This is a genomic window from sulfur-oxidizing endosymbiont of Gigantopelta aegis, from assembly GCF_016097415.1.
Taxonomy (GTDB): Bacteria; Pseudomonadota; Gammaproteobacteria; order GRL18; family GRL18; genus GRL18.
The window spans coordinates 1,192,540-1,216,503 of sequence record NZ_JAEHGE010000001.1 but is presented as its reverse complement, the minus strand read 5'-3'; the positions used below and the strand labels follow the sequence as shown (position 1 = coordinate 1,216,503).

Below are 23,964 nucleotides of genomic sequence, written 5' to 3'. Positions count from 1 at the left end.
ACCCGCTCCTATTGATCAGTATGAAAAAATAAAAACCTGGTCAACTCTGGCCGATAATCCTGGAGTGAATTTATCGGGTGTGACATTTAATAGTGCTAATCAGCAATACATCGCGCTTTATAATGGCAATGGTTATTTTAACGTGTTTGATAACGATCTTATCTTTAGCAAACAAATCAGAAATGGTGGCAATGGCAATGACCATGAGGATCTCACCTTCATCGGTGTAACAGCATCGGGCTTACATGAATATGCTATCGTTGATGAATACGGGCGTATGTTTCTAGGTAGCATTGCTGCTGATGCCGATTTAAACTATAAAAACTTCCAGCGGATCACTTATGCATCCACACCTAAGTTAAGCAATACCGGTGGTGAAGGTGTTGCTTATAATAAGGCTTTGGATACTTTCTATATTTGTATTGAGGGGCGTTATCATAGTGATCCCAATAAGGCTTCCCCTATGAAAGTCTATCAATTTAAGCGGCCTGCGAGCAGTGCTGATATTTCTTATCTGGATAGTGGCTTGAGTGTCACTGAACTCTTTAATGCTGAAAGCAAGCTCCGCCCCTATATTTCAGATATTTCCAGTTGTTATTTTAATAACCAATCCCAAAACTTGCTGATTTTAAGTCATGTCAGTGAAAAGATTATTGAGGTTAATCTCAATGGTGATGTGCAAACCAGTTTAGACATCAATGAAGGTGGACGACAATTTGAAGGCATGACTTTTAATGCTGATTTCTCACAATTACTCATTGTCAGCGAACCTAAAAACTATGTGCTATTTCAACGCAAAAGCAACGCTACCTTAGTCAACCTCAGTGTAGAAGAAAGCGCGGGTGTGGCACGTGCTAATGCTAATATTCGCAGCGGTATCCCTTTACCTAAAGGCCTACTTTCGCCCTCTACCCCCGTGAGTTTATTTGTCGGAGATACGCCCCTACCGACTCAAAGCAAAACCTTAAGTTTGTGGGATGATGGCTCTATTCGCTGGTTGTTAATGGACACAACATTGCCTATTGACGCGGCAGAAAACAAACAACTCAGCCTGCGCCGTGCCAGTAGTAGTGCAACGACACCATCAGCCATTACACTACAGCAATCAAGTAGTCATATTATCGTTGATACTGGGCGTTTGAAAGTTGAAATCCCAAAAAACTATGGGGGCATTATTGATCGTGCCTGGGTTGATGGGACGCTATTGATCGACACGCCCACTGATCCCAAAGATCGTGGCCCTTATATTCGTACTGGGGGACAACAGTATTTTGCCAGCTTATTACAGAGCTCTTCACAAGCTAAGGCCAACGACAAAATCAATCAATATGCCCAACAGGTCAGCAATTATAATCTTTATCATCCCTGGAATTTAGATGTCGCTATAGAAGAGCAAGGTGACTTACATAGCATCATCCGAATTTCCGGCACTCACCTCAATAGCAATGGTGACAGTTTTTCTACTTTCATTGTCCGTTTACATTTTTATGCAGGCAAAGAGAATATAAAGGTGGATCATACGCTGGTGTATACGGGTGATGAAACACAAACCATTGAAGGTTATGGTTTGCGTTTGCCTTTTATCGGTACACAAACGTTAGTTGAAGGTCAGATAGGCAATAATGTTGAATTACAACAATTCGCCTATGATCAATTTAAAGTCAATCAGTCTGTCTCTGCTGGTCAGGCTATAGGCTATATCAGTCGCAGTAATAATCAAGGCTCCATCAGTATTATTCTTAGAGATATGGCTGAACGCTTTCCTAAAGCACTCTTATCGAATACTCAGGGCTTAGAAGTGCAACTCTATCCTGACAATATCAGAGCCTGGGACTTGAGCCGTGATGCCCCTGATCCTTCTCGAAGCGAGTTCAGTTCTTTCCCCCTCAATGAAATTGCGACCTATGATGGCGAAACCACTCGCTTCACCGATCACTTGTATTTACGTGGTGCGCAAGGCTTATCTGCAACCGATAATTATGAAATCATTTTCAGTACTCAGGCCAGTGACTTAAACACGCTGGCACAACAGGCCAAAGCGGTCGATCAAGGCCCGCTATTATTATTGGCCAGTCCAGAATGGTATTCCGCAAGCAAGGTGATGGGTGTCGGTGCGTTTAGCTTCAGTACCGATGCACAACAGGCAGAAGGACATTTTAGAATTGATCGGGTATTAAAAACCATGGCTGATTTTATGCGTATCAATCAGCGTAAGCAGTTTAATTGGTTTGGTCAGGAAAACTACGGCGATATACGCGGTCGTTTCATAGGTGGTAAAAATGAGCTTTACTGGTTAGAGCGTGGTCGCTATGGCTGGTCAGGTAATTCTGGTGAACCCTCGAACCAACTCTGGGTACAATTTTTAAGAAAGACCTCACAACAAGTCTTTCTCGATGCCGAAGCTCTGGCTCGTCATACGATGGATCAGCAAATGGTACATTATGCCGATGCCGTGCAAAGTGATAAACAAGCCTTAGATGGCAGAAACATGATTAATTCCGTCGGTTCGCTACACCGTCATGGCGCACAAGCCTGGTCAGGCTATGCCAATAGTCCTGATTATAGTCATATTGCTGGAATCGAAACTTATTATTACCTCACGGGTGATCCTCGTGCTAAAGAAACGCTCTATGAAGCCGGGCAGTTTATTTTACGTCTCAGTGATAATAAAACCTCACTGAAAAATGGTTTAGATGTCTTAGATAGAATGCTAGCGGTTTTTTATGATGACACTGCGCTGGCACAAGCAATCAATACCCGTATTGATGCCTATCGTAACTATTTGAACTCCAGTCAATACAGTTGGAATCGTGTTGAGGCCAGACTCATTGATATGAATAATAATGGTCAACATGATCGGGATGGTGATGGACGTTCTAACCGCAGTCTCTATCGTTCTGGATTTGAATTCTTTATGCGCGCAGCTCCAGGCTTGTTATACCGCTACGAACGTACGGGGGATCAAGTCATTGGCCAACTCATTCTCGATGCTGCAGATATTCTGGTAGCCGGTGATGGTGATGACTGGGATCTCGGCACTGATGGTCATGCCAGTTCTTATTTTTATCAGATAAATCTATTAGCTTTTGCCGCTGCTAATGCACAGGCCTTGAATAGAGATGGTAGTTTATATTATGCTTTAACAAAGCGTATTATTGAGAACCAAACCCGTGCAGGCAATGACTTTAATGATACGGCTCAGATTTCACTAGCCTCTATGCTGGCGATACCGGATGATTGGAATGATTGGACATGGCAATGGCAGGAGGATCCGCTGGCGAGTACAAATCCCGGTATTCTATGGCTGGATCGCATTATTACCTATCAGAATGATACCATACAAGATTACCATTCCTACCGTGCCTTTATTCATCTGGCAACGGCAGCAGCCTTAATCCCTGCAGGGGAAATGAATACGACTCCGTAATTAAAGAGTTAAAGAATTAAGGCATCATCATGCCACGGTTCATATAAAACAATAGCGCCGCCATGAGACCTGATACGGGTACTGTAATAACCCAGGCAGCAGCAATTCTGTAGAGATGTGAGCGTTTTACGAGTTCTGTTTTATAGACTTGTTTAAGTTGCTTGCGCTCTTTTTTACTTAAATTGGCTTTGGCTGATTTCATTTTCAGTTCATCTAGCATCAGGCGCTTTTTCTTCAACGGTGCAGCCTTAAACTCCATTAAGAATAGTTCAATTTCTTCCGGATTATCACTTTCGTGGTGGTGTTTAATTTCGATAACCATTTGTGCATAAGAAGCTTTCAGGTATTCTCTTAAAAAGCCCACACCAAAAATACCACCCACCGCAATATGTGTGGAGCTCACTGGCAAGCCCAATTGTGATGCAATGATCACCGTAATAGAGGCGGCCATCGCAACACAAAACGCGCGCATTTTATTCAGTTCGGTAATTTCACTACCCACGGTCTTAATCAGCTTGGGACCATATAAAGCCAAACCGACAGCAATACCAATGGCACCAATCAACATCACCCATAGCGGAATAGCGGCTTTTGCGACCACGGCACCCGTGCTGATGACTTCATTAATTGCCGCAAGCGGGCCTACAGCATTTGCCACATCATTAGCACCATGAGCAAAACTTAATAAGGCCGCTGAAAAAATAAGCGGTATGGTAAATAAAGCATTGACACTTTCTTTATCATTAGTTAATTTATCAGCCGCTTTAGCCAGTAATGGTCTGACGATTAAATAAATTACCACGGCAATCACCAGTGCAATCAGCACTGCAGACAGAAATTCAACTTTCCAAATTTTCTTTAAGCCTTTAACAATTAAATACGTTGAGAAAGCCCAGGCCATAATGGCCACAAATATCGGCACCACTCTTTTAGCTGAAGTCAGCATATCCGTTCGATAGGTAATAAAGTGTTTAATCATATAGAGGAAAAAGGCTGCTATCAGCCCTCCTAACACAGGAGAAATAACCCAACTGGCGGCAATCGCACCCATTTTATCCCAATTGGCAATACCCATTCCGCCTGCTGCAATGCCTGCACCCAGTACACCACCGACAATTGAATGTGTGGTTGATACCGGTGCGCCTAATGCAGTGGCAATATTTAACCAAATAGCACCGGCCAACAAGGCCGCCATCATCATCCATACAAAGGAATCACTAGTGAGCACCCCAGTCGGATCAATAATACCTTTTTTAATGGTACTAACGACATCACCGCCGGCAATTAATGCCCCCGAGGCTTCAAAGATTACGGCAATAAGAATAGCCCCTGTCAAGGTAAGTGCTTTGGAACCCACTGCTGGCCCGACATTGTTGGCAACATCGTTGGCACCAATATTCATGGCCATATAACCGCCAATCATAGCGGCGATAATCAATAAGGTGCTGGGACTACCATCCACACTATTTTGTGATAAGGTGTAAAGCATAATACCGACAATAAATAATAACGCTGTGCCAATACGAAAAAGTTCACGACGAGAGCCTTTGGTTGCATCGTCGACATCATTGATATTTTTTAAGTCCATAACCACATTTCTTTTAAGTTTCAGGGAAGCCTTTTTCTGGTTGCAGCAATTTTTAAATAGCAACAGGCTTTATCATTGTATTTTTCTATAGCGCGATTGTAATAAAACTGTAAGAAGAATGGAAACGAAGATTGCACTTTGAGGCATTATTTAACGAAATAATTACCTAAGTTCTTGCCTAAAGAAGCTATTTTTGACATTTATCAAGAAAGGCTCATGTTGTTGATTTATTAGAAGTGGTGTTGCAAAGTTGATTTATCAGCTAAATAAAAGCTTTAGTGGACAATGCCAAGCGTTTTAGTGGAAAATAGCCCAAGTTCTGGTAAATTCCGTTCTATCAGCAATTTTTTCTAATGATTTTTTAGTTTTTTAGTAATTTTTATTACTTTATTGTCACCTTCATTGTCACACTTTATTGTCACAACAGGAATAATGAATGCTCTTTGGCCAGGATAGAAATCAGCTACGCAAGGTTTACTTTCAAAGTTGGGATAAATTTAAAAAAAAATTACCCCTGGAACCCATGGAATCCTTAATTGCCAGTTTAATTGGTCAACATCCTGAATACCATGCTTTTTTTGATAATATCGAACTCAATCAAGAGCGAGATTTTACGCCTGAAATGGGTCAAACGAACCCTTTTTTACATTTGGGGATGCATATTTCTATTCAGGAGCAGCTCGGCACCCAGCGCCCGGCAGAAATCACCAGCCTGTATCAATCACTATGCAAGAAAACCGGCGATGCTCATGAAGCCGAACATCAAATGATGGAGTGTTTAGGCGCAATGCTATGGGCCGCACAAAGTAATAATCAGCAACCAGATGAAACTACCTATTTGGAATGCATTAAAAAGCTGTTATAAATAGCTTTCAATCAACGGAGAAGTCAATGAAACAGATTAGCCTTGTAATCGCAGGCGCACTACTAGTGATCAGCAATAATAGCTTTGCTGAATATTTTTGTATTTCCGATCAGGGGAAGCCTAAGCATTGTGAAAAGGGTGATATCATATTGGTCAAACCCACTTTAGTGCCAAGAGTTTGCGATTTTGATGCTCAAGTCATCAGAATGCCAAAAAGTGAAAAAAAAGCAGAATACCTCTGCCGTTACACAGGCACTATTTTAGCCATCAAAGAATTAAAAAGTCGTCGACCACCACCTAGCCAAAACAATGGCATGCGTCCACCACCACCGAAAAAGAATAATGGGATGTTTGGTAACATGCCTTTCTTCAAGTAACTTTCAAACTTGAAGCTTGAGCACTGACACTTGAGCATTAAAAGTAAACAACCCAGAAAGTCGACGCTGTTATTTTAAAGCGCCTCTTTTTATCCATGCTTCATATATTTCATCCTTCCATTGGCTTTGAAAAAAAGCAATAGACGCATCTATTTCATCGGCATTGAGTTTATCTTTGAATGGCGGCATAGTCCCTCCTAAGGGAATACTGCCATTACGGACAGATTGTCGTAGCATTTTCAAAGGATGATGCCAAGCATGAGCAGTGCCGTTTAATGCGGGTGCTGGGTTGTCAGGAGTAGTACCCTGTGCATTATCGCCATGACAGGAGGCACAATTATTTTTAAAAATATCAGCACCCTTATCTATTTGAGCGTATGTATACCAGCGATCGTCTACTATTTGATTTTTATCGGTACAGCCGGATAGAAATATTAACAGTGAAATTAATGTATATTTCTTCAAAATGGGTTCTCGTTTCAAAATGGGTTCTCGTTTCAAAGTGGCGTCTCGGATAGCTCATCGTATTGCTATTGGGATTTATCTGACAGCCATAAATTGACTTTATTTCAATAGTCTAACCTTCAATAGCTTAACCTTCAATACCACTCAACAAATAGAACATCCAAACAAGCATCAATACGGCAAATAGGGATATAAAAGCAACAGCACCACCCATGATGGTTTTTTCAAAAAACCAACTCATTTTAGAGACACTTATTTTTTTTATCTTATTCATGTTGAAATTCAATTCCAAAGCAAGTAATCATTCTAGATTTAATAATAAGAATAAGAGATAGTAATAAGATTTTATATAAGCGTTCACCCTCAAAAACATGAGTGTTTTAAATAGTAAACCTAGGGTGTGAAAGCTTGGAAAGGTGAATTTAAACCTAAAATAATCAGTTGAATCGTAGCGAGAGCGACTTAGGTGCTGAAGATTAAGGGTTTTACAGGTTATTTTGGCTTTATTCGTAGTCACCCTGCGGGTGAAGTCAAAATGTTCTGGAAAATCCTTAAGATTCAGTGCATAAGGCGGTCGCAGTAGATTCAACTGATTTTTTTAGGTTAAAGCGTTTAACAAGCACTCCCCGCCATAACAACAAACGGGAAGACTGCTAATTTTGAGCGGATTTACTGTTTTTTTCGTTTCGCAGCAATTCGTAATCTTAATGCATTCAATTTAATAAAACCTTCTGCATCCTGTTGGTTATAAGCCCCTTCATCATCTTCAAAGGTGGCAATATCACCATCGTACAGACTATCCGTTTCAGAGCTACGTCCCACGATAATCACGTTCCCCTTATACAATTTAGCACGTACCTGACCATTAACCACCGTCTGTGAGGCATCAATCAGGGCTTGCAACATTTCACGTTCAGGTGACCACCAATAACCATTGTAAATAAGAGTGGCGTATTTAGGCATCATTTCATCTTTTAAATGCGCTGCTTCACGATCCAGAGTAATGGACTCCATTGCTCGATGTGCCTTGAGCATAATTGTACCCGCTGGCGTTTCATAACAACCACGCGCTTTCATGCCCACATAGCGGTTTTCCACTATATCGGTACGGCCAACACCATTTTCACCACCGACTTTATTCAAATATTCCATCACGGTAGCCGGTGACATTTTTTCACCATTAATGGCCACAATATCACCCTTAACAAAATCAAAATCCAGATAGGTTGGTTCATCCGGTGCTTTTTCAGGTGAAACAGTCCATAACCACATAGAGTCTTCTGGCTCATTCGCTGGATCTTCTAAAATATCACCTTCATAGGAAATATGTAATAAGTTAGCGTCCATAGAATACGGCGATTTTTTGCCTCGTTTTTTCTCAATGGCAATACCATGCTCTTCGGCATAGTCCATGAGTTTATCGCGAGAGTTAAGATCCCATTCACGCCAAGGAGCAATGACGTGTACATCCGGTTTCAGGGCATAAGCACCCAGTTCGAAACGCACCTGATCATTACCCTTGCCCGTTGCACCATGAGAAATGGCATCAGCGCCGGTTTCATTGGCAATTTCAACCAGGCGTTTGGCAATCAAAGGACGCGCAATCGAAGTCCCTAGCAGGTATTCACCTTCATAGATGGTATTGGCACGGAACATAGGAAATACGAAGTCACGCGCAAATTCTTCGCGTAAATCTTCAATATAAATTTCCTTGATACCCGCCACCTTTGCTTTGGCACGTGCTGGCTCAACTTCTTCACCCTGACCGACATCCGCCGTAAAAGTGACTACTTCACATTGATATTCATCTTGCAGCCATTTGACAATAATTGAAGTATCAAGACCACCGGAATAGGCTAAAACCACCTTTTTCACGTCAGACATCGAGAATTTCTCCCACATTCGTTTCTGTATAGAAAACATTAATAAATTAAGTGTAGACAGACATTAGTCAAACCAAGCTTTACTCAAACCAAGGCTTACCACAAACAATAAGACTGTCGAAATGGGCGCATTATAGCGGATTCTTGACTTCTAACCTACTGAGAATTAACTTTTTGGTTGTTTTTATCAACCAAATGGTCAAAATTGATGAAATTAGGGGCGGGTGGCTCGTCATCGACATAATCATTCGCTGCAGAAGATGAGTTGCTAGGCGCACCGTTCTTTGTTTCAGAAGACGGTGCTGCGCCATTTATATTGGCAGAGTTTTTGTCCTGGGTCTTTTTACCTGACTTTTTATTCTCAGCAGATTTAGCGCCACTAAAGACAGAACGTTCTGTCAATTGACGACGACGTTCAGCTTTTCTGGCTTCTATAATTGCCTTTTGTTCTTCTTCTGTTGGCGGCGCTGTAGTCAATAATTGCACATTGGCACGACGATTCTTAGAGCGTCCCTTGGCTGTTTTATTCGTATGTGACGGCTTACGTTCACCAAAACTAACCGCATAAATCAGGTCTTTTTTGATGCCGATGGATAATAAATACTTCACCACAGCCTCAGAACGTCTTTCTGATAGCTTGTCATTAAAACGACGACGACCACGAGAATCGGCATGAGCATCGACTTTGATTTGTTTAATACTGGGATCTAGTTTTAAATAACGTGGAATATTTCTTAAATCTCGCTTTGAACGAGGCGTTAAAATATCTTTATTGGTCGCAAAATAGAGTCTAAGATTTTTAATTTCTTCCAAATCAAAATCCATTAAGGTCTTTTCACAATCTCGATATTCTACCAATGCCTTACGAAAATTAATCGGTGACAACATAACCGCAATAATGTCACGTCCATCGGCCATATCACGATAAATGACCACTGGCGACATACCATTTTCTACCTGTTGGATCATTCTTGAGCCTTCAGGTGAAGCCACAATCAAAGGATTATGACCACGCTCAAAGACATATTGCCCAATTTCAAACACCTTATCGTCATGACGCCAGGGAGGAGGCTCAGATTGCACAATGATCTTTATATTGTCATCCATAACCGGTTTATCACTGAAGAGTTCAAACCTTACTTTATGACCCGACTTATGAATAAATTTTCCTTCACCATAAAAAGGAATGATTTGTGACAAACTACACTCATAGTTTTTCTTAGCTACGCTAGTCCAAAGTGCTTTTTCCATAGGCACAACATACTCGCGCTCAGCGGCGGACACTATTGCGATGTGAGATGCAATAAAGTATAAAAAAATGATAATGGTAAAAATTTTATTCATGGTGGTATATGAAATGCAAAAATTAAGCCAAGATGAGATTGTGTTATTGTTGATGGTGGGTGGGAGTAATCCGAAAGCACAAAAGCGGTTTAGGCCTTATTGTGGAGAACAAAAATCAACTTAAACGGCAATGTTTTTCCGTTCTCATTTTATCCGCTATTTATCCAAATTCCCGGAGTCCCTCGAAAAAACATAAAAAGTATTACTCTCAGGTGCCAAGCATACCTTATCACTACAAGTCTGATAATTAACTTTCAATGGAATAGACAGCATTTCGTTTTTTTCCTGCTTGTTATTAGAGCGATTAGAGTGAGCAATTTTCTCCAATAACACCTTAATCGTCACTGAGTTTTGATAAAGCGACAATGGCGTATCATTAAACTTCAATTTCACCATTTCACCTTGAGGATATTCTGCGCGAGTAATTTTCCATAAACCTTTTGCCTTCTCGCCCAAAGTAATGGATGTTGCTTGCAAGTCTTCATCCTTGGGATAACGGCTATTGATATGCCAATGTTCATCAAAATTAAGTTTTATATCAACGAAGATACTTCCCTCTTTGGCTTGGTCGTTTAATTGATGTTGAGCTTCAAGTTTGACATGACCTTTTCCCCCGTATTGAACATCTGACAACTCACCAAAATTCAACTGATTCACAGCCATCAGCAAATAGGAAAACGATGAGGGTGTGACTTTAACCTTTGATGACAAAGAAGCAATCAAAGCCATGGCCTTGGCATGATAATTTTCTTCTCCGGTTCTCAAATATAAATGCGTGAGACCTTCCAAAGCGACTGCATTGGCCGAAGGAATAGCGCCATCATAAATATCCTTAGGTCGATCAAATAATTCGACTCCTTGCTCATGTTCGGGGAGGCTGGTATCAATCAAAGCACTCATATAAAAAGCACCCTCTTCTTTGTCCCAGAACAAACTTAGCATTTCACTCATTAGGGTCTGACTGCGTTGTAACCATTGCTGGTTTTCAGTGGCATCAAATAAGGCTAGATAGCTTTGAATAAGATAAGCATAATCGGCTAATGTTGCAGTGACTGATGCTTTACCATCAAGGCTGACGCGTAGCAGTTTAGAAGCAGAAAAATTGCTTGACACATGATGTACTTGCCAGAGGTAGTCTGCTGCCTTTATTGCTGCATCAAGATAGTTTTTATTATCTAATTGCTTGCCCGCTTGTGCGAAGGCTGTAATCATCATACCATTCCATGCGGTAAGCACTTTATGATCAATAGTGGGAGCAATTCTGCTCTGACGCTTCTTATACAAAACATCACGAATTTTATCGATATCTTGATATAACATCGCTAATGGTATTTTTTTATGTTGCGAAAAAGCAGCCAGTGATTCGGGTAAATATAAAATATTATTACCTGTGACTTCATGGGCAGCTTGTTCACTAAAATTACCGTCCTTAGTCACACCATAAACAGCCGTCGCTAAACTGGATAGTTCAGACCCTAATGAGTTTGTTAACTCAGCTTCAAATTCAGTCTTGCTCCAAACAAAAAACTTGCCTTCTTCCCCCTCACTATCCGCATCACTGGCAGAAAAGAAGCCACCTTTAAGGTCGCGCATTTCACGCAAGACGTAATCTAATGTTTGTGTCACTACTCGATGATAATTTTCATCCTGAGTAACACGATAAAGTTGCAGATAATTCCTGACCAGGTGCGCCTGGTTGTAGAGCATTTTTTCAAAATGGGGCACCAGCCATTCATTGTCTGTTGCATAACGATGAAAACCACCCCCAACTTGATCATAAATACCACCCTGAGCCATGTGGTTCATGGTTGATATTAATGCCTGTAAGACTTCTTCATCTTGATCTCTGATGGCCACATCTAGCAATAAAAACAGATAGGTTTCATTGGGAAATTTAGGCGCTGCTGAAAAACCACCTTGCAAGTCATCAAAGCTATTCATGAGATTGATCACGGCAATTTGCACTCGCTCTTTGCCAATATGTTCAGCTTGCTCTAAACCACGCTGGCGACTTTGTACAGCAAGCGTTATTTTTTCTGCGATGGCTCTGAGGTTCTCTTCGTCATCACGCCACAATTGACTCGCTTGTTCTAAAACTTGAATAAACAAGTCGGGAGGAAAATAAGTGCCGGAATAAAACGGCTTGCCATCAGGGGTTAAGATAGATGACATTGGCCAGCCACCACTTTGTTTCATGATCATGAGCGCTGTCATATAGATTTTATCCACATCAGGGCGACGTTCACGATCCACTTTAATGGCAATATAATGTTCATTGAGATATGCTGCAATTGCTTCATTATCAAAGCTTTCTTTTTCCATCACATGACACCAGTGACAAGTCGAATAACCGATAGACAGAAACACCGGCTTATTTTCTTTGCGAGCTTTTTCGAAGGCTTCTTTACTCCAAGCATACCAGTTCACTGGGTTGTGAGCATGTTGAATTAAGTATGGGGATTCTTCCAGGATCAAGCGGTTGGTATATTTTGCAGCACCTTCTTTATTAAAATGTTCTGTGCGGGGTTTATAGTCTTTACCCTTTGCTTGATAGGCTGCTTGTAGTTTTTTGCTTAACTCAGCCGAATAAGCAGTACTTGGATGTTGCTTTTGTGTGGCTGATGGCTCTTGATTGGCTGACGGCTCCTGTCTGGCTGATGGCTCTGCACTGACAGCCATTGCTAACAACAAAAAAGAACAAGCGAGTGATGCCTGAATGGATGACTTAAAATATTTGATAACAAATTCCTCTATCTCAATTGCTGACAGTATGTTAAATTTCCACTCATTTATACGACTAAAAAGCAAAAAACCAATGATGACTGTCAAATTATTTATCGCGCCAGGCTGCCCTCACTGCTCCAATGTCTTACAAGCACTGAGTGAACTCATAAAAGCGGGGGATATTGCCCAATTAGACATCAGCAATATGGCACTGGTTCCCGAAAAAGCCCGTGAGCTTAATATTCGCTCGGTTCCTTGGGTAAAAATAGGTCCATTTGAGTTTACCGGCGCACAAACCAAGAGCGAATTAAGTAAATGGATTCAACTGGCTCAATCCGAAACCGGCATGCAAGAATATTTCAATGAATTACTGACAACTGGTCAATTAAAACAAGTGATCCAATTACTCAAAAAAGAACCGGACTTATTGCATCATTTACCCAAAATGATACAAAGCAACGAGGTTGCCCTTGGGGCAAAAATTGGTATCGGCGCTATTTTTGAAGAATTTCAGGGTCAGCCTTCACTTCAGGCTCTCATTCCGGCCTTGAGAGAACTGGTGAATTCATCAGATAATAATATTCGTCACGATGCCTGTTATTATCTGGGACTCACTGAAAGTCCGCAGGCCATTCCTGTCATTCAATCACTGGCCAATGATAAAGAAGCCGCAATCAGGGAAACCGTCGAGGATGCACTGAGTATTATTGCGGATAAAATGAATTCAAATCATGTCTGAAACAGATGCTTTCTTATGTCCTCTATGTCAATTAAAAACCGGACAGCCTTACTTTGAAGATCACAGACAATATTTTTATTGCCCTGAATGTGCCTTGGTATTTGTTCCACCCACACAATTTATCAGTGCTGAAGAAGAAAAAGTCATTTATGAACTGCATGAAAATTCTGCCGAGGACACCGGTTATCGACATTTTTTGATGCGTATGGCAAGGCCACTCTTAGAGCGTTTAAAACCCGCAAGTCAGGGTTTGGATTTTGGTTCTGGTCCGGGACCTGTTTTGGCAACACTCTTTAATGAAGCCGGACATTCGGTGGAAAACTATGACCTTTTTTTCGCACATAAGCCCCAATTATTAGCGCAACAATATGATTTCATTACCGCAACAGAAGTTGTAGAACACCTACATCATCCTCGTCAGACACTTGAACGGCTCTGGACTTGTTTAAAACCTCAGGGCATATTGGGCATTATGACTAAGCGAGTGATTGATCAGGATGCCTTCTCGCGCTGGCATTACAAAAATGATATCACCCATGTTTGTTTCTTCAGCGAAGATAGCTTTCAGTGGCTGGCTCAACATTGGCAAGCCACTTTAGTTATCCCAGAAAAAGATGTGGTACTTTTGATTAAGCAATAAAATGAATGAATTACATTCATTACTTAGTAGCCAGTCGCTTACGTTTGCCATAAGCCTTGGCCCATAGATTTGCGGTGACACCGTGGCCAATGATACTAAGAATAACCGTATACACTACCGTAGTCGCCAATACGCTACTCTCTGGCAATCCACTTCCCAACACGATGACCGTAAATACGATACTTGCTAAACCACGTGGACCGAACCAGCCGATAAACAGTTTACCTTCGGTATCCACCGGACTGCCAATGAGCGATAAAACCACCGGTATCATATAAATTAATGTCAAACTCAATAGCGAATAAAGTAAGATCAACCAACTGAAATTTTCAACTACCTGCCCCACCACCGCTGAACCAAAAATCACCCAGGTGATCAAGGCCAAGGTATCACCCGTACCCTCTGAAGCAAGAAGAAATTCATCATGTACTTTTCGGGGGAGATAATGCCCCAACTTACCGATGAGGAGTCCACCACTAAATGCAGCAATAAAACCACTGCCACCGAGATACTGTGCTATAGAAAAACAGCTCAGTGCCAAGGCAATCACTGGCACTTGAATCCAGATATGTGTCAACCATCGCCGGAAATGCGCAATACCAAACAATCTGATGGCAAAATAAGTCAACACCAATCCCACGGCAAGGCCAATACCGATTTCTTCACTCACCAGCTTTATCCCCAAAGTCCATGCACCTTGATCACCTGCATGTCCCAAAGCCAGAGTTAAAAATAACAGTAACACCGGTACACAAATTCCATCATTCAGACCACTTTCAACATTTAACCTAAAATAATCAGTTGAATCGTAGCGAGAGCGACTTAGGTGCTGAAAATTAAGGGTTTTACAGGTTATTTTGGCTTTATTCGTAGTCACCCTACGGGTGAATGGAAAATCCTTAAGATTCAGTGCATAAGGCGGTCGCAGTAGGTTCAACTGATTTTTTTACGTTTAAGCCTTCGCGGATCTCATCGGGCATAGTCTTATTGGTTATCACCGCCTTACCAAGTGCTGCATCGGTGGGTGCTAGCATCGTTGCCAATACTGCCATAGCAAACAATGATAGTTGATCAAATAACAGCATAGCAACGCCGATACCCAGCAGAATAGTCAGTGGCAATCCAATCAACAACAAGCGCATCGGCAAGCCAGAGGTTTTCTTCAACACACCGAGATCAGCGTTGACTGCATAAGCAAATAACACTAATTCAAACATTAGCTCAGCCAGTGCTTTAATCATTTCCCGGTCGGCTTCTAAGGACAGCACATCAAAGCCAAATGGACCAATCAATAAACCAAATAGAGTAAAAATCATAGGTCCACTGACCTAGGAGCGCTCAACAGCACCGGCAACGGGGTTGTATACCAGTACGAATAAAGCCAGCAAGGCCAAGACTTCATACATACACTAATCCCTATTAGAAATCTTCATCAGACTTAGATGCCAACTTTCGATGACCAAAGAGAAATATTTGTTCTACTGTTATGATGACAATTACAACAGCAATAAATGACACTAGACCATGGATAGGACCGCTGAAAACGACGCTATCACCAAAGAATATATTGATTGCTTCTAAAATTATCAACTTTGAGCTAAAAAGAATCGCCCATGCAGATAGAATACGAAGCAGTTTAGCTTTAAACGTTGCTTTTTTATTAAAATAATTGGCAACACGATGCTCAATAAGAATTGTCAATTGCAATAAAACCTGAAGCAATAATGCCACCATTAATGAAATAGAAAAACTTTCTATAAATACATATCCCCAATATTCATTGAATAAATTAATTACGGTTAGGTCAATGAGTACAAAAATGACATAGCGGAAAAATAATTGCTGCCGTCTTGAAAAAGATCCGACAACTTCGTTCTTAACAATACCATCAAACATAAAATATATTCTCGTTAATTATAATTTAGTTGTTTTTATCAATGCCATTTATCTGCTGATGCAGCCTCCCATATTTTTTTCCAATCCTTGGGAATATCCATGCCACAACGCAGGCAAAGCGACTTTACGGCTGGGTACAAGTCTTCATACGTTGCGATATTTGTACCACCGACACGACGATAAATATGCTTCAAGTCCAACTCATCCAAACTTTGGACACCACAGGCACCCAATAAATCCATCAAAGCTTCAACCGTTGCCTGATGAAAATTAGCAACACGCTTGCTTTTATCACTCACATTTAATGATTTATAACGGGCTGGATTCTGGGTTGCAATCCCTGTTGGACATTCATCAGTATTACAACTGAGCGATTGTACACAACCCAGAGCTAACATCATACCACGAGCTGAATTGACTGTATCTGCACCTAAAGCCATGATTCGGGCGATATGAAACGCTGAAAGAATTTTAGCCGATGCAATAATCCGAATATGTTGGCGTAGCCCGACACCCAATAAAGCATTATTGACAAATATAACACCATCACGTAGTGGTGTACCAACAGAATTGGTAAATTCAATAGGGGCTGCGCCAGTTCCTCCTTCAGCACCATCAACGGTGATAAAATCAGGGTAGATTTCAGTCGCTAACATGGCCTTACAAATGCCTAAAAATTCGCTTTTATTACCAATGCATAATTTGAAGCCAACGGGCTTTCCGCCAGACAATGTTCTTAATTCACTAACAAATTCCAACAAGCCCGTGGGTGAATCAAAGGCCGAGTGGGATGAGGGTGAAACAACAGCAGCGCCCATCGGTACATGTCTGATATCAGCAATTTCCTGAGTTAATTTTGCTGCGGGTAGAATACCGCCATGTCCGGGCTTTGCTCCCTGTGATAATTTTATTTCAATCATCTTAACAATATCAAGCTGTGCTTTTTCCGCAAACAGATCTTTATCAAACAAACCATTTTCATCTCGACAGCTAAAATAGCCGGTACCAATCTGCCATACAATATCCCCACCATATTTTAAATGATAAGGACTAAGGCCACCTTCGCCAGTATTATGCGAAAAATTTCCCAGCTTAGCCCCCTTATTTAAGGCCATAATAGCCGACTGACTTAATGCGCCATAACTCATTGCTGAAATATTCAGGGGGGAAACCAAGTAAGGTTTCTGACATCCCGGACCGCCAAACTTGATCCGGGGATGTTTATCGGTAATTTCAATCGGTGCAAGCGAATGGTTTATCCATTCATAGCCGGAACGATAGACATCAAACTGTGTGCCAAAAGGACGTGTATCTCGTTGCTTCTTTGCGCGTTGATAAACCAGAGCTCTAAACTCACGGTTCAAAGGACGACCGCTGATATTCGATTCAACAAAGTATTGTTGAATCTCGGGGCGAATACTTTCAAAGAAGTAGCGTAAATGTCCGATAACCGGATAAAGACGAAGAATAGTATGATGTGTACATTAGTATGCCTTGTTTGCAACATATCATATAAGCCCAGAAAAATAACCGGACCTACTATTAAAAAGCCCCAATAAAACTGGCTCAGGAGCAACGTAGAGCAAACAAGAATAGAGATAATGATAAAATATTGACGAACGTTCATGCTTTTAGCTTCCATACATTAGAGCAATACTGACACTGATGCCAAACACAACAAATGATAGCAGCACCATAAATCCTATCATGACAGATGAAACTTTATCCGTATGCTCACCACCATCATGATCTTCTGTATGCTCTTCTGTAGCAGCACCTTGCTCTGCGTGAACAGAGGCAGAATGTCCCGACATTTTATCATCCGTATGGCTCGCACTTGGACGTACCGTCATCATGCCATGTTTAAGATGATTACTGACCAACCACCAGTTTATCGGCCAGGCAGCAACAAATCCGATTAATAAGGCCATCGACATAACAAACCAGAACTCCATTGTCAGAGGGTCGCCACTTTGTGGAATCATCTGCATGCCAAAAGTGGTGACGAGTACCATTGCTGCCATCAAATAGTTCATTGAAACAAGTTCTGGAATAAAAGTATTCTTTAAGGCTTTAATAAACGAACCACCGGATGAAGCTTTCATAAACAAAGCCTGAAAGATAGTCCAGCCAAAACCAAAACCCAATAAATATTCAACCGAAATTTCCCAGGGTCTGGATAGCTGGATGACAGCCCCTAAGATTGCTCCAGCTAAAATCCCCAGACCATCACCGGCGACACAATGCATCGTTGATCCCAATACCTGACGCCAGCGCGTGGCAGTATATTTTTCATGCAAGCCGGGCAAAGGCTCACGACAACCCAGCACATAAAGAAACTTGATTACAAGTAAAGAAATGCACCCACGGGACCGGTATAAGCAGTAAGTAGTATAAAGCCCCATTTCAAAACAGGGGATTCAGGCGTTTTAATGCTATCAATAGCAACAAATAGCACCGAAATACCGGTAAGAATAAACCACAATAGCATTACACCTGATAACATTTTATTCCCTTGAAGATTGGATGATTGATTAACTGATAAATTTTTACATTTTCTATTTATTTATAGCATACTTTATGGTTAATATATTTTAAACCAAGTAGATTAAGGACAGCTACAGCTTGCCAAATGATAGGTGAGTATAAGCAAACTTTGTTATAAATGAACTTTTATGCATAATGCGTCCAGAGTCTGATAACTTTAATAGTATGCTCCTGTTCATACACTTGATATACAAGCCTATGTTGAATATTGATTCGGCGTGAATAAGCACCTGACAAATCACCCAGCAATGTCTCATACAGTAGTGGATTTTGGTAGGGGTCTTTTTGAATGGTGTTCAAAAGTAATGTTGCTTTAATTTTTAACCCCGAGGCAGCTAATTTTTTGTGCTTGCCTTGTATACACCAGTGTCCAAGTCACCAATCAAGTTCCTTGGCACTTTCAGATAGATCTTGTTTTAATCCTTCCTGGATTGACTCTCTCATTCCGGGTACCGACAATAGATGAAGCGTTTCAGAAATAGCATTCCAATCTTCTTCTGATACTAAAATGGCATTGTCTCTTTTACTTGTAATTACAATGGGTTGTTGAGTCTCAGCCGTCTCATCTATAAGTCTATACAGCTTTGAACGTGCTTCAGTAGCATTTAATATTATCATGATGATTAACCTCTCACTTTAGCGTACGTCAAAGCGTACGCCCCATCAAGCTTTCAAAAATATTTGTTTCCGGTGCTTCAGAGAAATTGACATCTAAGCAGCGGGATATTCAAAACACTGGAAACCTCTGAGCATACATCCATTAAACAACGCATTGAACAAATCAAACCCGTAAAATCTCCTACCACACCACCACTCAAAAAATGGTATTTCATTCATTTTTAAGTAAGAGCCAGATAATTGATGAGCGACGGTATTTTATGTTATCGGATAGGTTATTTTTAATGGGCACATCATAAGATGGATAATCGGGCAATAAACCGATAAGCTCTGTGCCTAATTGGTATGGGCCTGCGTTACTTGCATCGGCCAATAATGACTTGGCAGGTGAAGTATTCTTATAGTGATAGTCTCGATTAACTGAATCCATAAATAACAAATCAGCACTACTGATGATGCTATTACTATCAGGAAAATCAAAACTGAGAGCGACAAAATCTATTGTTTTAGCTGCTTGCCAATCGGTTAATGTTTTAAATGACCTCTGTGATATGCCATATCGATCGATGGAAACTTTGAATGTATTATCAAAGACGTTATAATCCGAAGCCACTAATTGAGCATCAATATCCGTTTCATCTTTGAAGTCTATACAGGATTTTAGGCAGTTAACAAATATATTTCCCAGGAATGATGACTGCTTAAATGAGTCGTTAGTCACACCTAATGAAACATTGTCAAATATGTTGTGCTCGATCCTAAAGTTGGTCGAAGAAAAAAGTGAGTCCGACATGTTAATGTGGATGCCAGCAGTGCTTATATTATAGAAAATATTATGGTGAACGAAATGATTGGCGGCTTCATCACCCCCACTACGATTGGTGATTAATGATATAGCATTACTGGCTTCTGCAATAATATTAAAGCGAATTTCAGAACCATTATGGTAAATAATAGAGCCACTGCCATCATCACTAATAACATTGTGATCCTTCCATAATATGCCACTGGATACATTCGTTATTTTATTATTTTCTATGAGTATATTGTTGTACTCATAAGCTTGAATGCCCGAGGTGTGATTTGCTTTTGCTAAAATGCCATTTTGAGTTATTCTATCAATAGTATTATTGCGAATCACCCAGTCTTTTGAGTGATCCAAACGAATAGCGGCGATATTAGCACCTGCAGTATTTGAATTAGTATTGAAAATATAATTATTTAAAATATGCACACCAATTGAGCTATTAGCATCATCATATATTCTTGCAGATTTACCTCGACTACCAATGGCCTGGCTGTAGGCATTAATTATATGTAGATTTTGAATGACGATATAATCGCGATCACCAATAAAAAATAATGTATTGGTACCTTGCCCATCAACAATAACCTTGCCTTCATGACCCGGTGCTGCTTGTAAAGTAATAGGCTTGTCCAGTGTGCCACTTGATTCAAGCAACACGCCGATTGGAATATTGAAATACAATAAGCCCTGATTGTCATTATTTTCTTTATAAATACCACTTTTTATATTAACAATGTCGCCAGGCTGGTTGGCTAGCTTTGCTGCATGATGTATTGTTAAAACAGGGATAAGATTCAGTTAAGCAGTCATTTGAATTCGCACCTGTTTTTGCTACCCAGAGTCGTTGTTGCAGAAGAAATATTTAAGAATAATAGAAAAAACAACCCAATAACAAAAGAAATATTTTTCTTGATTGATTGCATTATGCACCACAATATTTAATGAAATTTCTACTACTTATTGAAAATAACTAACGATATATTAGGAAAAAATTTGTTAATGAAGATTCCGTTATTTCCCTAATGTTGTCAAGCAAGCCGTTCACAAATCAGCAAAATTCGTTGACGTTAAACACTTTATGCGCTTTTAGAGAATTTTCATAAAACTACTATAAAAGATGGATAGCATCTGTATTTTATAGTGGCCAATTAGTACCGATTATTGCCTCATTAGTGACTTCCATTCGCTCCATCATCACTCAGATTTTTTTCCGATTCGCCCATATATCAACATTCTTTACCGAGGACTTCTCACCCCACTGCTCGCGCACAACTGGCTTATTTACACGCTTTGCGTGCAACCGCTCAGCATCCTCTAAACTCAGCTCTCTAGGATTACTCGGTACTTGCTCTTCTGGAATGATCGTAAGCGCTTAACCATCTAGCGTTATTCAAAAAATATCTCCCCTGCCTCATAATCAATCCATCGATTAATTATGAGGCACATCAATGAAACCAGAAACCCAAGCCAACTCAAAACAATTTTGGCAAGACCACGTTAATCAATGGAATGAAAACAGTATCAGCCAGGCATCCTATTGTCAGGAACATGGGCTACCCATCAAACGTTTTGGCTATTACAAGCGTAAGTTGCTGGGTGCAACAACGCAAACCAGTGCGATGACAAAGGGGAATGGTTTTATTCAACTATCTTCCCCGACACACTATTCAGCCCGCACCTCAGCATTAATTGTAGAATTACCCAATCAGCTACGCATTGAAGGGGTGACTGCCGATAATGTACAGCTGGTAAAACAATTAGCAGGATTGTTCCAATGAAGTCAGCCATACTTCCATCACTCAGCCTGCCACAGGTGTATCTCTATCTGAAGCCTGTTGATTTCGTAAAAGTTTTATTGGCCTCAGTGCCATTGTTGAATGTGAATTAGGTCATAATCCTTTTGCAGGCCATCTGTATGCCTTTACCAATCGTCAGCGTAATAAAATTAAATGCCTCTTCTGGGATAATACCGGTTTTGTACTCTATTACAAAAGTCTCTCAGAAGAAAAGTTCAAATGGCCAAAGGGTGAAGATGACCTGATGAATATCACCGGACAACAAATCAACTGGCTATTAGACGGCTATGATATCAGTGTCATGAAACCGCATAAGAAATTGCATTATGAGTCTGTATTTTAAGTACTTTTAGTCTATTTTTTGTTATAATAAAGCCATGCAAAACAAGGCTGAATCCACAAAAACGACTCTATATTTTCCGCTTTTTCACACGCGGACAAGAATGAATTGTTGAGTGTCATTGAACAGAAAAACCAACGTATAAAAATACTGGAAGAAGCCCTTCGTCTGGCTCGTAGTAAACGCTTTGCACCCAGCAGTGAAAAAGTGATGGTCAGGAACGCTTATTTGATGAAGCTGAGCAGGCGGCTGACGATGAGGGGCTCCTGAACCTAAAACCACTTCGCCTAAGAAGAAAGAAAAAACAGGCAGGAAGCCTTTCTCAAAGACTATTCCAAGAGTCCCTGTCTTCATCGATCTGACAGATGAAGAAAAAGCCGGTGCCATTGAGGTTTTTACACTAAAGTCAGAGAAGAGCTGGATATCATTCCAGCTAAAGTCCAAATACTGGAATACTTCCAGGAAAAAGCCGTCTTTGCAGGCACCAATGACACAGACAGTCGTTCAATGAAAGCTGCGGTCATGCCAAAACATCCATTACCTAAATCAATGGGCAGTATTCACCTGATGGCACACATCATTATCTCAAAATATGCCGATGGTTTGCCTCTGTATCGAATGGAAGGCATATTATCACGCTATGGCGGCGATATAACCCGAGCCACCATGGCCAATTGGGCTATTAAACTGGCTCATCAGTTCCAGCCGCTCATCAACCTCATGCGAGAACATCAACTGTCGGGTGACATCATCCAAATGGATGAAACGGTGCTCAAAGTATTAAAAGAGCCGGGACTCAGTGCTCATTCGAACAAATACATGTGGGTCAGTCGTGGCGGGCCACCTGGACAACCCAGTGTGCTGTTTGAATACGATCCTTCTCGTAAGAAGGAAGTACCACTGCGCCTGCTTGATGGCTTTAGCGGCTATCTGCAAACCGATGGCTATGCCGGTTACAATGCCGTGTGTGCACAAAATAATGCCACATCGGTCGGCTGCTGGGATCACACTCGCCGTAAATTCAAAGATTCTCAGACGGCACAACCAAAGAAAAAGAGCAATCAAAAGCCTACAAAAGCCGATGTGGCACTGGCCCATATCAATAAGCTGTATTTAATTGAGCGTGAGATAAAAAGAAGCCAGTGTTAATGAAAAATTTAAGGTTCGTCAGAAACAGAGCCTGCCGCTTCTTGAGAAAATAAGAACATGGGTCGATAACACCCTGGGCAAAGTGCCGAACGACAGCTTGACAGGAAAAGCACTCACCTATATTGATAATCAATGGCCTAAGCTGACTGTTTATTGTGAAGATGGTCGGTTGAATATCAGTAATGTGCTGGCAGAAAATGCTATCCGTCCATTCTGCGTGGGTAGAAAGGCCTGGTTATTTTCAGATACGCCAAAGGGTGCACATGCCAGTGCAGTTCATTATAGTTTTATTGAAACCGCTAAGGCCAATGATATTGAGCCATATGCGTATATGGTCTATGTATTAACCCAATTACCTTATGCGGATACGGTTGAAAAGCTGGAAGCATTGCTTCCCTGGAATTTTAAAAAATCAGAATTGGAAAAGGTAAAGAACGCTGTTCGTTAAGCGCTTACGAATGATCCGCTCTCTTGGAGATAATGAAAACTGTTCATAAGGTGCTCTAGGTAAGCATTTATATTCATACAAATAGAAGACTTCAACTTTTTCACGTGCCCAATCCGTTTTCTTTAAAAATTTAACACTGGAATCGATACTTGGATTGGTTTTAAAACAATTGATATTTAAATAGGCAAATAGTATCTCAAAACCATACTGATCGACTATTTCAATCAACAAGCTTTTCAAACTAACACCGTGTAAGGGGTTGTTTTTGTAATTGATCTCATTGCTCATACTAATGTCATCCCAAAATGAG

23 protein-coding genes and 2 pseudogenes are annotated in these 23,964 nt (G+C 40.8%); 10 read left to right on the top strand and 15 right to left on the bottom strand.

Annotated features, from left to right (window positions below; translation table 11 throughout):
* Nucleotides 1-64 precede the first annotated feature (64 nt).
* Nucleotides 65-3,427 (top strand): SdiA-regulated domain-containing protein, encoded by a 3,363-nt coding sequence (locus JEU79_RS06265; RefSeq protein ID WP_214660513.1) that lies wholly within the window; start codon nucleotides 65-67, stop codon nucleotides 3,425-3,427.
* A gap of 16 nt (nucleotides 3,428-3,443) precedes the next feature.
* On the opposite strand, the gene JEU79_RS06260 is transcribed toward JEU79_RS06265, so the two are convergent.
* Nucleotides 3,444-5,015, bottom strand: coding sequence for an inorganic phosphate transporter (locus tag JEU79_RS06260; RefSeq protein ID WP_198263410.1), 1,572 nt, complete (start codon nucleotides 5,013-5,015; stop codon nucleotides 3,444-3,446).
* Nucleotides 5,016-5,451: 436 nt separating this feature from the next.
* Here JEU79_RS06260 and JEU79_RS06255 point away from each other — a divergent pair, with 436 nt between their 5' ends.
* Nucleotides 5,452-5,880, top strand: a complete 429-nt coding sequence (locus tag JEU79_RS06255; protein ID WP_198263409.1) for a DUF1841 family protein — start codon at nucleotides 5,452-5,454, stop codon at nucleotides 5,878-5,880.
* Between the two features lie 26 nt (nucleotides 5,881-5,906).
* Entirely contained in the window at nucleotides 5,907-6,257 is a 351-nt protein-coding gene (locus JEU79_RS06250; RefSeq protein ID WP_198263408.1) for a hypothetical protein, read from the top strand.
* 69 nt (nucleotides 6,258-6,326) lie between these two features.
* On the opposite strand, the gene JEU79_RS06245 is transcribed toward JEU79_RS06250, so the two are convergent.
* From JEU79_RS06245 to JEU79_RS06230, 4 genes are all read right to left on the bottom strand, one after another.
* Nucleotides 6,327-6,740, bottom strand: a complete 414-nt coding sequence (locus JEU79_RS06245; protein ID WP_246540041.1) for a c-type cytochrome — start codon at nucleotides 6,738-6,740, stop codon at nucleotides 6,327-6,329.
* A 651-nt stretch (nucleotides 6,741-7,391) separates the two neighbouring features.
* On the bottom strand, nucleotides 7,392-8,606 hold the full coding sequence (locus JEU79_RS06240) for an argininosuccinate synthase (RefSeq protein WP_198263407.1): 1,215 nt from the start codon (nucleotides 8,604-8,606) through the stop codon (nucleotides 7,392-7,394).
* A gap of 155 nt (nucleotides 8,607-8,761) precedes the next feature.
* Nucleotides 8,762-9,856 carry an OmpA family protein gene (locus JEU79_RS06235; RefSeq protein ID WP_198263406.1) on the bottom strand — a complete coding sequence of 365 codons (1,095 nt, stop codon included), beginning with the start codon at nucleotides 9,854-9,856 and terminating at the stop codon, nucleotides 8,762-8,764.
* Nucleotides 9,857-10,105: 249 nt separating this feature from the next.
* Entirely contained in the window at nucleotides 10,106-12,778 is a 2,673-nt protein-coding gene (locus tag JEU79_RS06230) for a thioredoxin domain-containing protein (protein ID WP_198263405.1), read from the bottom strand.
* On the opposite strand from JEU79_RS06230, the gene JEU79_RS06225 reads away from it, so the two are divergent.
* Both JEU79_RS06225 and JEU79_RS06220 read left to right on the top strand, forming a co-directional pair.
* Nucleotides 12,765-13,412 carry a thioredoxin family protein gene (locus JEU79_RS06225; RefSeq protein WP_214660512.1) on the top strand — a complete coding sequence of 216 codons (648 nt, stop codon included), beginning with the start codon at nucleotides 12,765-12,767 and terminating at the stop codon, nucleotides 13,410-13,412. The two genes, JEU79_RS06230 and JEU79_RS06225, sit on opposite strands and share 14 nt — an antisense overlap.
* Nucleotides 13,405-14,052 carry a class I SAM-dependent methyltransferase gene (locus JEU79_RS06220; RefSeq protein WP_198263403.1) on the top strand — a complete coding sequence of 216 codons (648 nt, stop codon included), beginning with the start codon at nucleotides 13,405-13,407 and terminating at the stop codon, nucleotides 14,050-14,052. The genes JEU79_RS06225 and JEU79_RS06220 overlap by 8 nt, the downstream gene beginning before the upstream one ends.
* A gap of 19 nt (nucleotides 14,053-14,071) precedes the next feature.
* Here JEU79_RS06220 and JEU79_RS06215 read toward each other — a convergent pair whose 3' ends face one another.
* From JEU79_RS06215 to JEU79_RS06180, 9 genes and pseudogenes are all read right to left on the bottom strand, one after another.
* The gene (locus tag JEU79_RS06215) at nucleotides 14,072-14,989 is read right to left on the bottom strand and encodes a cation:proton antiporter domain-containing protein (RefSeq protein WP_198263402.1); all 918 of its coding nucleotides are present in this window, start codon (nucleotides 14,987-14,989) and stop codon (nucleotides 14,072-14,074) included.
* On the bottom strand, nucleotides 14,952-15,368 hold the full coding sequence (locus JEU79_RS06210; RefSeq protein WP_198263401.1) for a cation:proton antiporter domain-containing protein: 417 nt from the start codon (nucleotides 15,366-15,368) through the stop codon (nucleotides 14,952-14,954). The genes JEU79_RS06215 and JEU79_RS06210 overlap by 38 nt, the downstream gene beginning before the upstream one ends.
* Nucleotides 15,369-15,471: 103 nt before the next feature.
* Entirely contained in the window at nucleotides 15,472-15,948 is a 477-nt protein-coding gene (locus JEU79_RS06205; protein WP_198263400.1) for a hypothetical protein, read from the bottom strand.
* Between the two features lie 38 nt (nucleotides 15,949-15,986).
* A complete protein-coding gene (locus JEU79_RS06200; RefSeq protein ID WP_343074949.1) occupies nucleotides 15,987-17,312 on the bottom strand; it encodes an FMN-binding glutamate synthase family protein in 1,326 nt (441 codons plus the stop codon).
* Nucleotides 17,313-17,579: 267 nt separating this feature from the next.
* Complete coding sequence (locus JEU79_RS06195; RefSeq protein WP_246540039.1) at nucleotides 17,580-18,278, bottom strand: DUF4396 domain-containing protein; 699 nt, start codon at nucleotides 18,276-18,278, stop codon at nucleotides 17,580-17,582.
* Nucleotides 18,279-18,292: 14 nt separating this feature from the next.
* Nucleotides 18,293-18,454: a hypothetical protein gene (locus JEU79_RS26110; RefSeq protein ID WP_246540038.1), complete on the bottom strand. Its 162-nt coding sequence runs from the start codon at nucleotides 18,452-18,454 to the stop codon at nucleotides 18,293-18,295.
* Nucleotides 18,455-18,621: 167 nt separating this feature from the next.
* Nucleotides 18,622-18,874: pseudogene (locus JEU79_RS06190) on the bottom strand (Txe/YoeB family addiction module toxin).
* The gene (locus tag JEU79_RS06185) at nucleotides 18,871-19,113 is read right to left on the bottom strand and encodes a type II toxin-antitoxin system Phd/YefM family antitoxin (protein ID WP_198263399.1); all 243 of its coding nucleotides are present in this window, start codon (nucleotides 19,111-19,113) and stop codon (nucleotides 18,871-18,873) included. Before JEU79_RS06185 ends, JEU79_RS06190 begins: the two are co-directional and overlap by 4 nt.
* 211 nt (nucleotides 19,114-19,324) lie before the next feature.
* Nucleotides 19,325-20,578 (bottom strand): right-handed parallel beta-helix repeat-containing protein, encoded by a 1,254-nt coding sequence (locus tag JEU79_RS06180; protein ID WP_198263398.1) that lies wholly within the window; start codon nucleotides 20,576-20,578, stop codon nucleotides 19,325-19,327.
* 791 nt (nucleotides 20,579-21,369) lie between these two features.
* On the opposite strand from JEU79_RS06180, the gene tnpA reads away from it, so the two are divergent.
* The 5 genes from tnpA (at nucleotide 21,370) to JEU79_RS27370 (ending at nucleotide 23,654) form a co-directional block, all read left to right on the top strand.
* Nucleotides 21,370-21,699, top strand: coding sequence for an IS66 family insertion sequence element accessory protein TnpA (gene tnpA / locus JEU79_RS06175; protein WP_198262442.1), 330 nt, complete (start codon nucleotides 21,370-21,372; stop codon nucleotides 21,697-21,699).
* A gap of 76 nt (nucleotides 21,700-21,775) precedes the next feature.
* Entirely contained in the window at nucleotides 21,776-22,060 is a 285-nt protein-coding gene (gene tnpB / locus JEU79_RS06170) for an IS66 family insertion sequence element accessory protein TnpB (RefSeq protein ID WP_198265884.1), read from the top strand.
* A 105-nt stretch (nucleotides 22,061-22,165) separates the two neighbouring features.
* Nucleotides 22,166-22,327, top strand: a complete 162-nt coding sequence (locus JEU79_RS26105) for a hypothetical protein (RefSeq protein WP_246540037.1) — start codon at nucleotides 22,166-22,168, stop codon at nucleotides 22,325-22,327.
* Between the two features lie 147 nt (nucleotides 22,328-22,474).
* A complete protein-coding gene (gene tnpC, locus JEU79_RS27375) occupies nucleotides 22,475-23,206 on the top strand; it encodes an IS66 family transposase (protein WP_343075005.1) in 732 nt (243 codons plus the stop codon).
* A 31-nt stretch (nucleotides 23,207-23,237) separates the two neighbouring features.
* On the top strand, nucleotides 23,238-23,654 hold the full coding sequence (locus JEU79_RS27370) for an IS66 family transposase (protein WP_343075004.1): 417 nt from the start codon (nucleotides 23,238-23,240) through the stop codon (nucleotides 23,652-23,654).
* Nucleotides 23,655-23,663: 9 nt separating this feature from the next.
* Here the strand turns inward: JEU79_RS27370 and JEU79_RS06160 are convergent.
* Nucleotides 23,664-23,942: pseudogene (locus tag JEU79_RS06160) on the bottom strand (VF530 family protein); the annotation flags it as partial.
* Between the last annotated feature and the right edge of the window lie 22 nt (nucleotides 23,943-23,964).

Bases quoted from the DNA above. Each gene is read 5' to 3' on its own strand.
- JEU79_RS06220 (WP_198263403.1), top strand. From the start codon at position 13,405: ATGTCTGAAACAGATGCTTTCTTATGTCCTCTATGTCAATTAAAAACC.
- JEU79_RS06225 (WP_214660512.1), top strand. From the start codon at position 12,765: ATGATGACTGTCAAATTATTTATCGCGCCAGGCTGCCCTCACTGCTCC.
- tnpA (WP_198262442.1), top strand. From the start codon at position 21,370: ATGAAACCAGAAACCCAAGCCAACTCAAAACAATTTTGGCAAGACCAC.
- JEU79_RS06210 (WP_198263401.1), bottom strand. From the start codon at position 15,368: ATGATTTTTACTCTATTTGGTTTATTGATTGGTCCATTTGGCTTTGAT.
- JEU79_RS26110 (WP_246540038.1), bottom strand. From the start codon at position 18,454: ATGTTATCAGGTGTAATGCTATTGTGGTTTATTCTTACCGGTATTTCG.
- JEU79_RS06205 (WP_198263400.1), bottom strand. From the start codon at position 15,948: ATGTTTGATGGTATTGTTAAGAACGAAGTTGTCGGATCTTTTTCAAGA.
- JEU79_RS06250 (WP_198263408.1), top strand. From the start codon at position 5,907: ATGAAACAGATTAGCCTTGTAATCGCAGGCGCACTACTAGTGATCAGC.
- JEU79_RS06240 (WP_198263407.1), bottom strand. From the start codon at position 8,606: ATGTCTGACGTGAAAAAGGTGGTTTTAGCCTATTCCGGTGGTCTTGAT.
- JEU79_RS06255 (WP_198263409.1), top strand. From the start codon at position 5,452: ATGCTCTTTGGCCAGGATAGAAATCAGCTACGCAAGGTTTACTTTCAA.
- JEU79_RS06235 (WP_198263406.1), bottom strand. From the start codon at position 9,856: ATGGAAAAAGCACTTTGGACTAGCGTAGCTAAGAAAAACTATGAGTGT.
- JEU79_RS06260 (WP_198263410.1), bottom strand. From the start codon at position 5,015: ATGGACTTAAAAAATATCAATGATGTCGACGATGCAACCAAAGGCTCT.
- JEU79_RS06185 (WP_198263399.1), bottom strand. From the start codon at position 19,113: ATGATAATATTAAATGCTACTGAAGCACGTTCAAAGCTGTATAGACTT.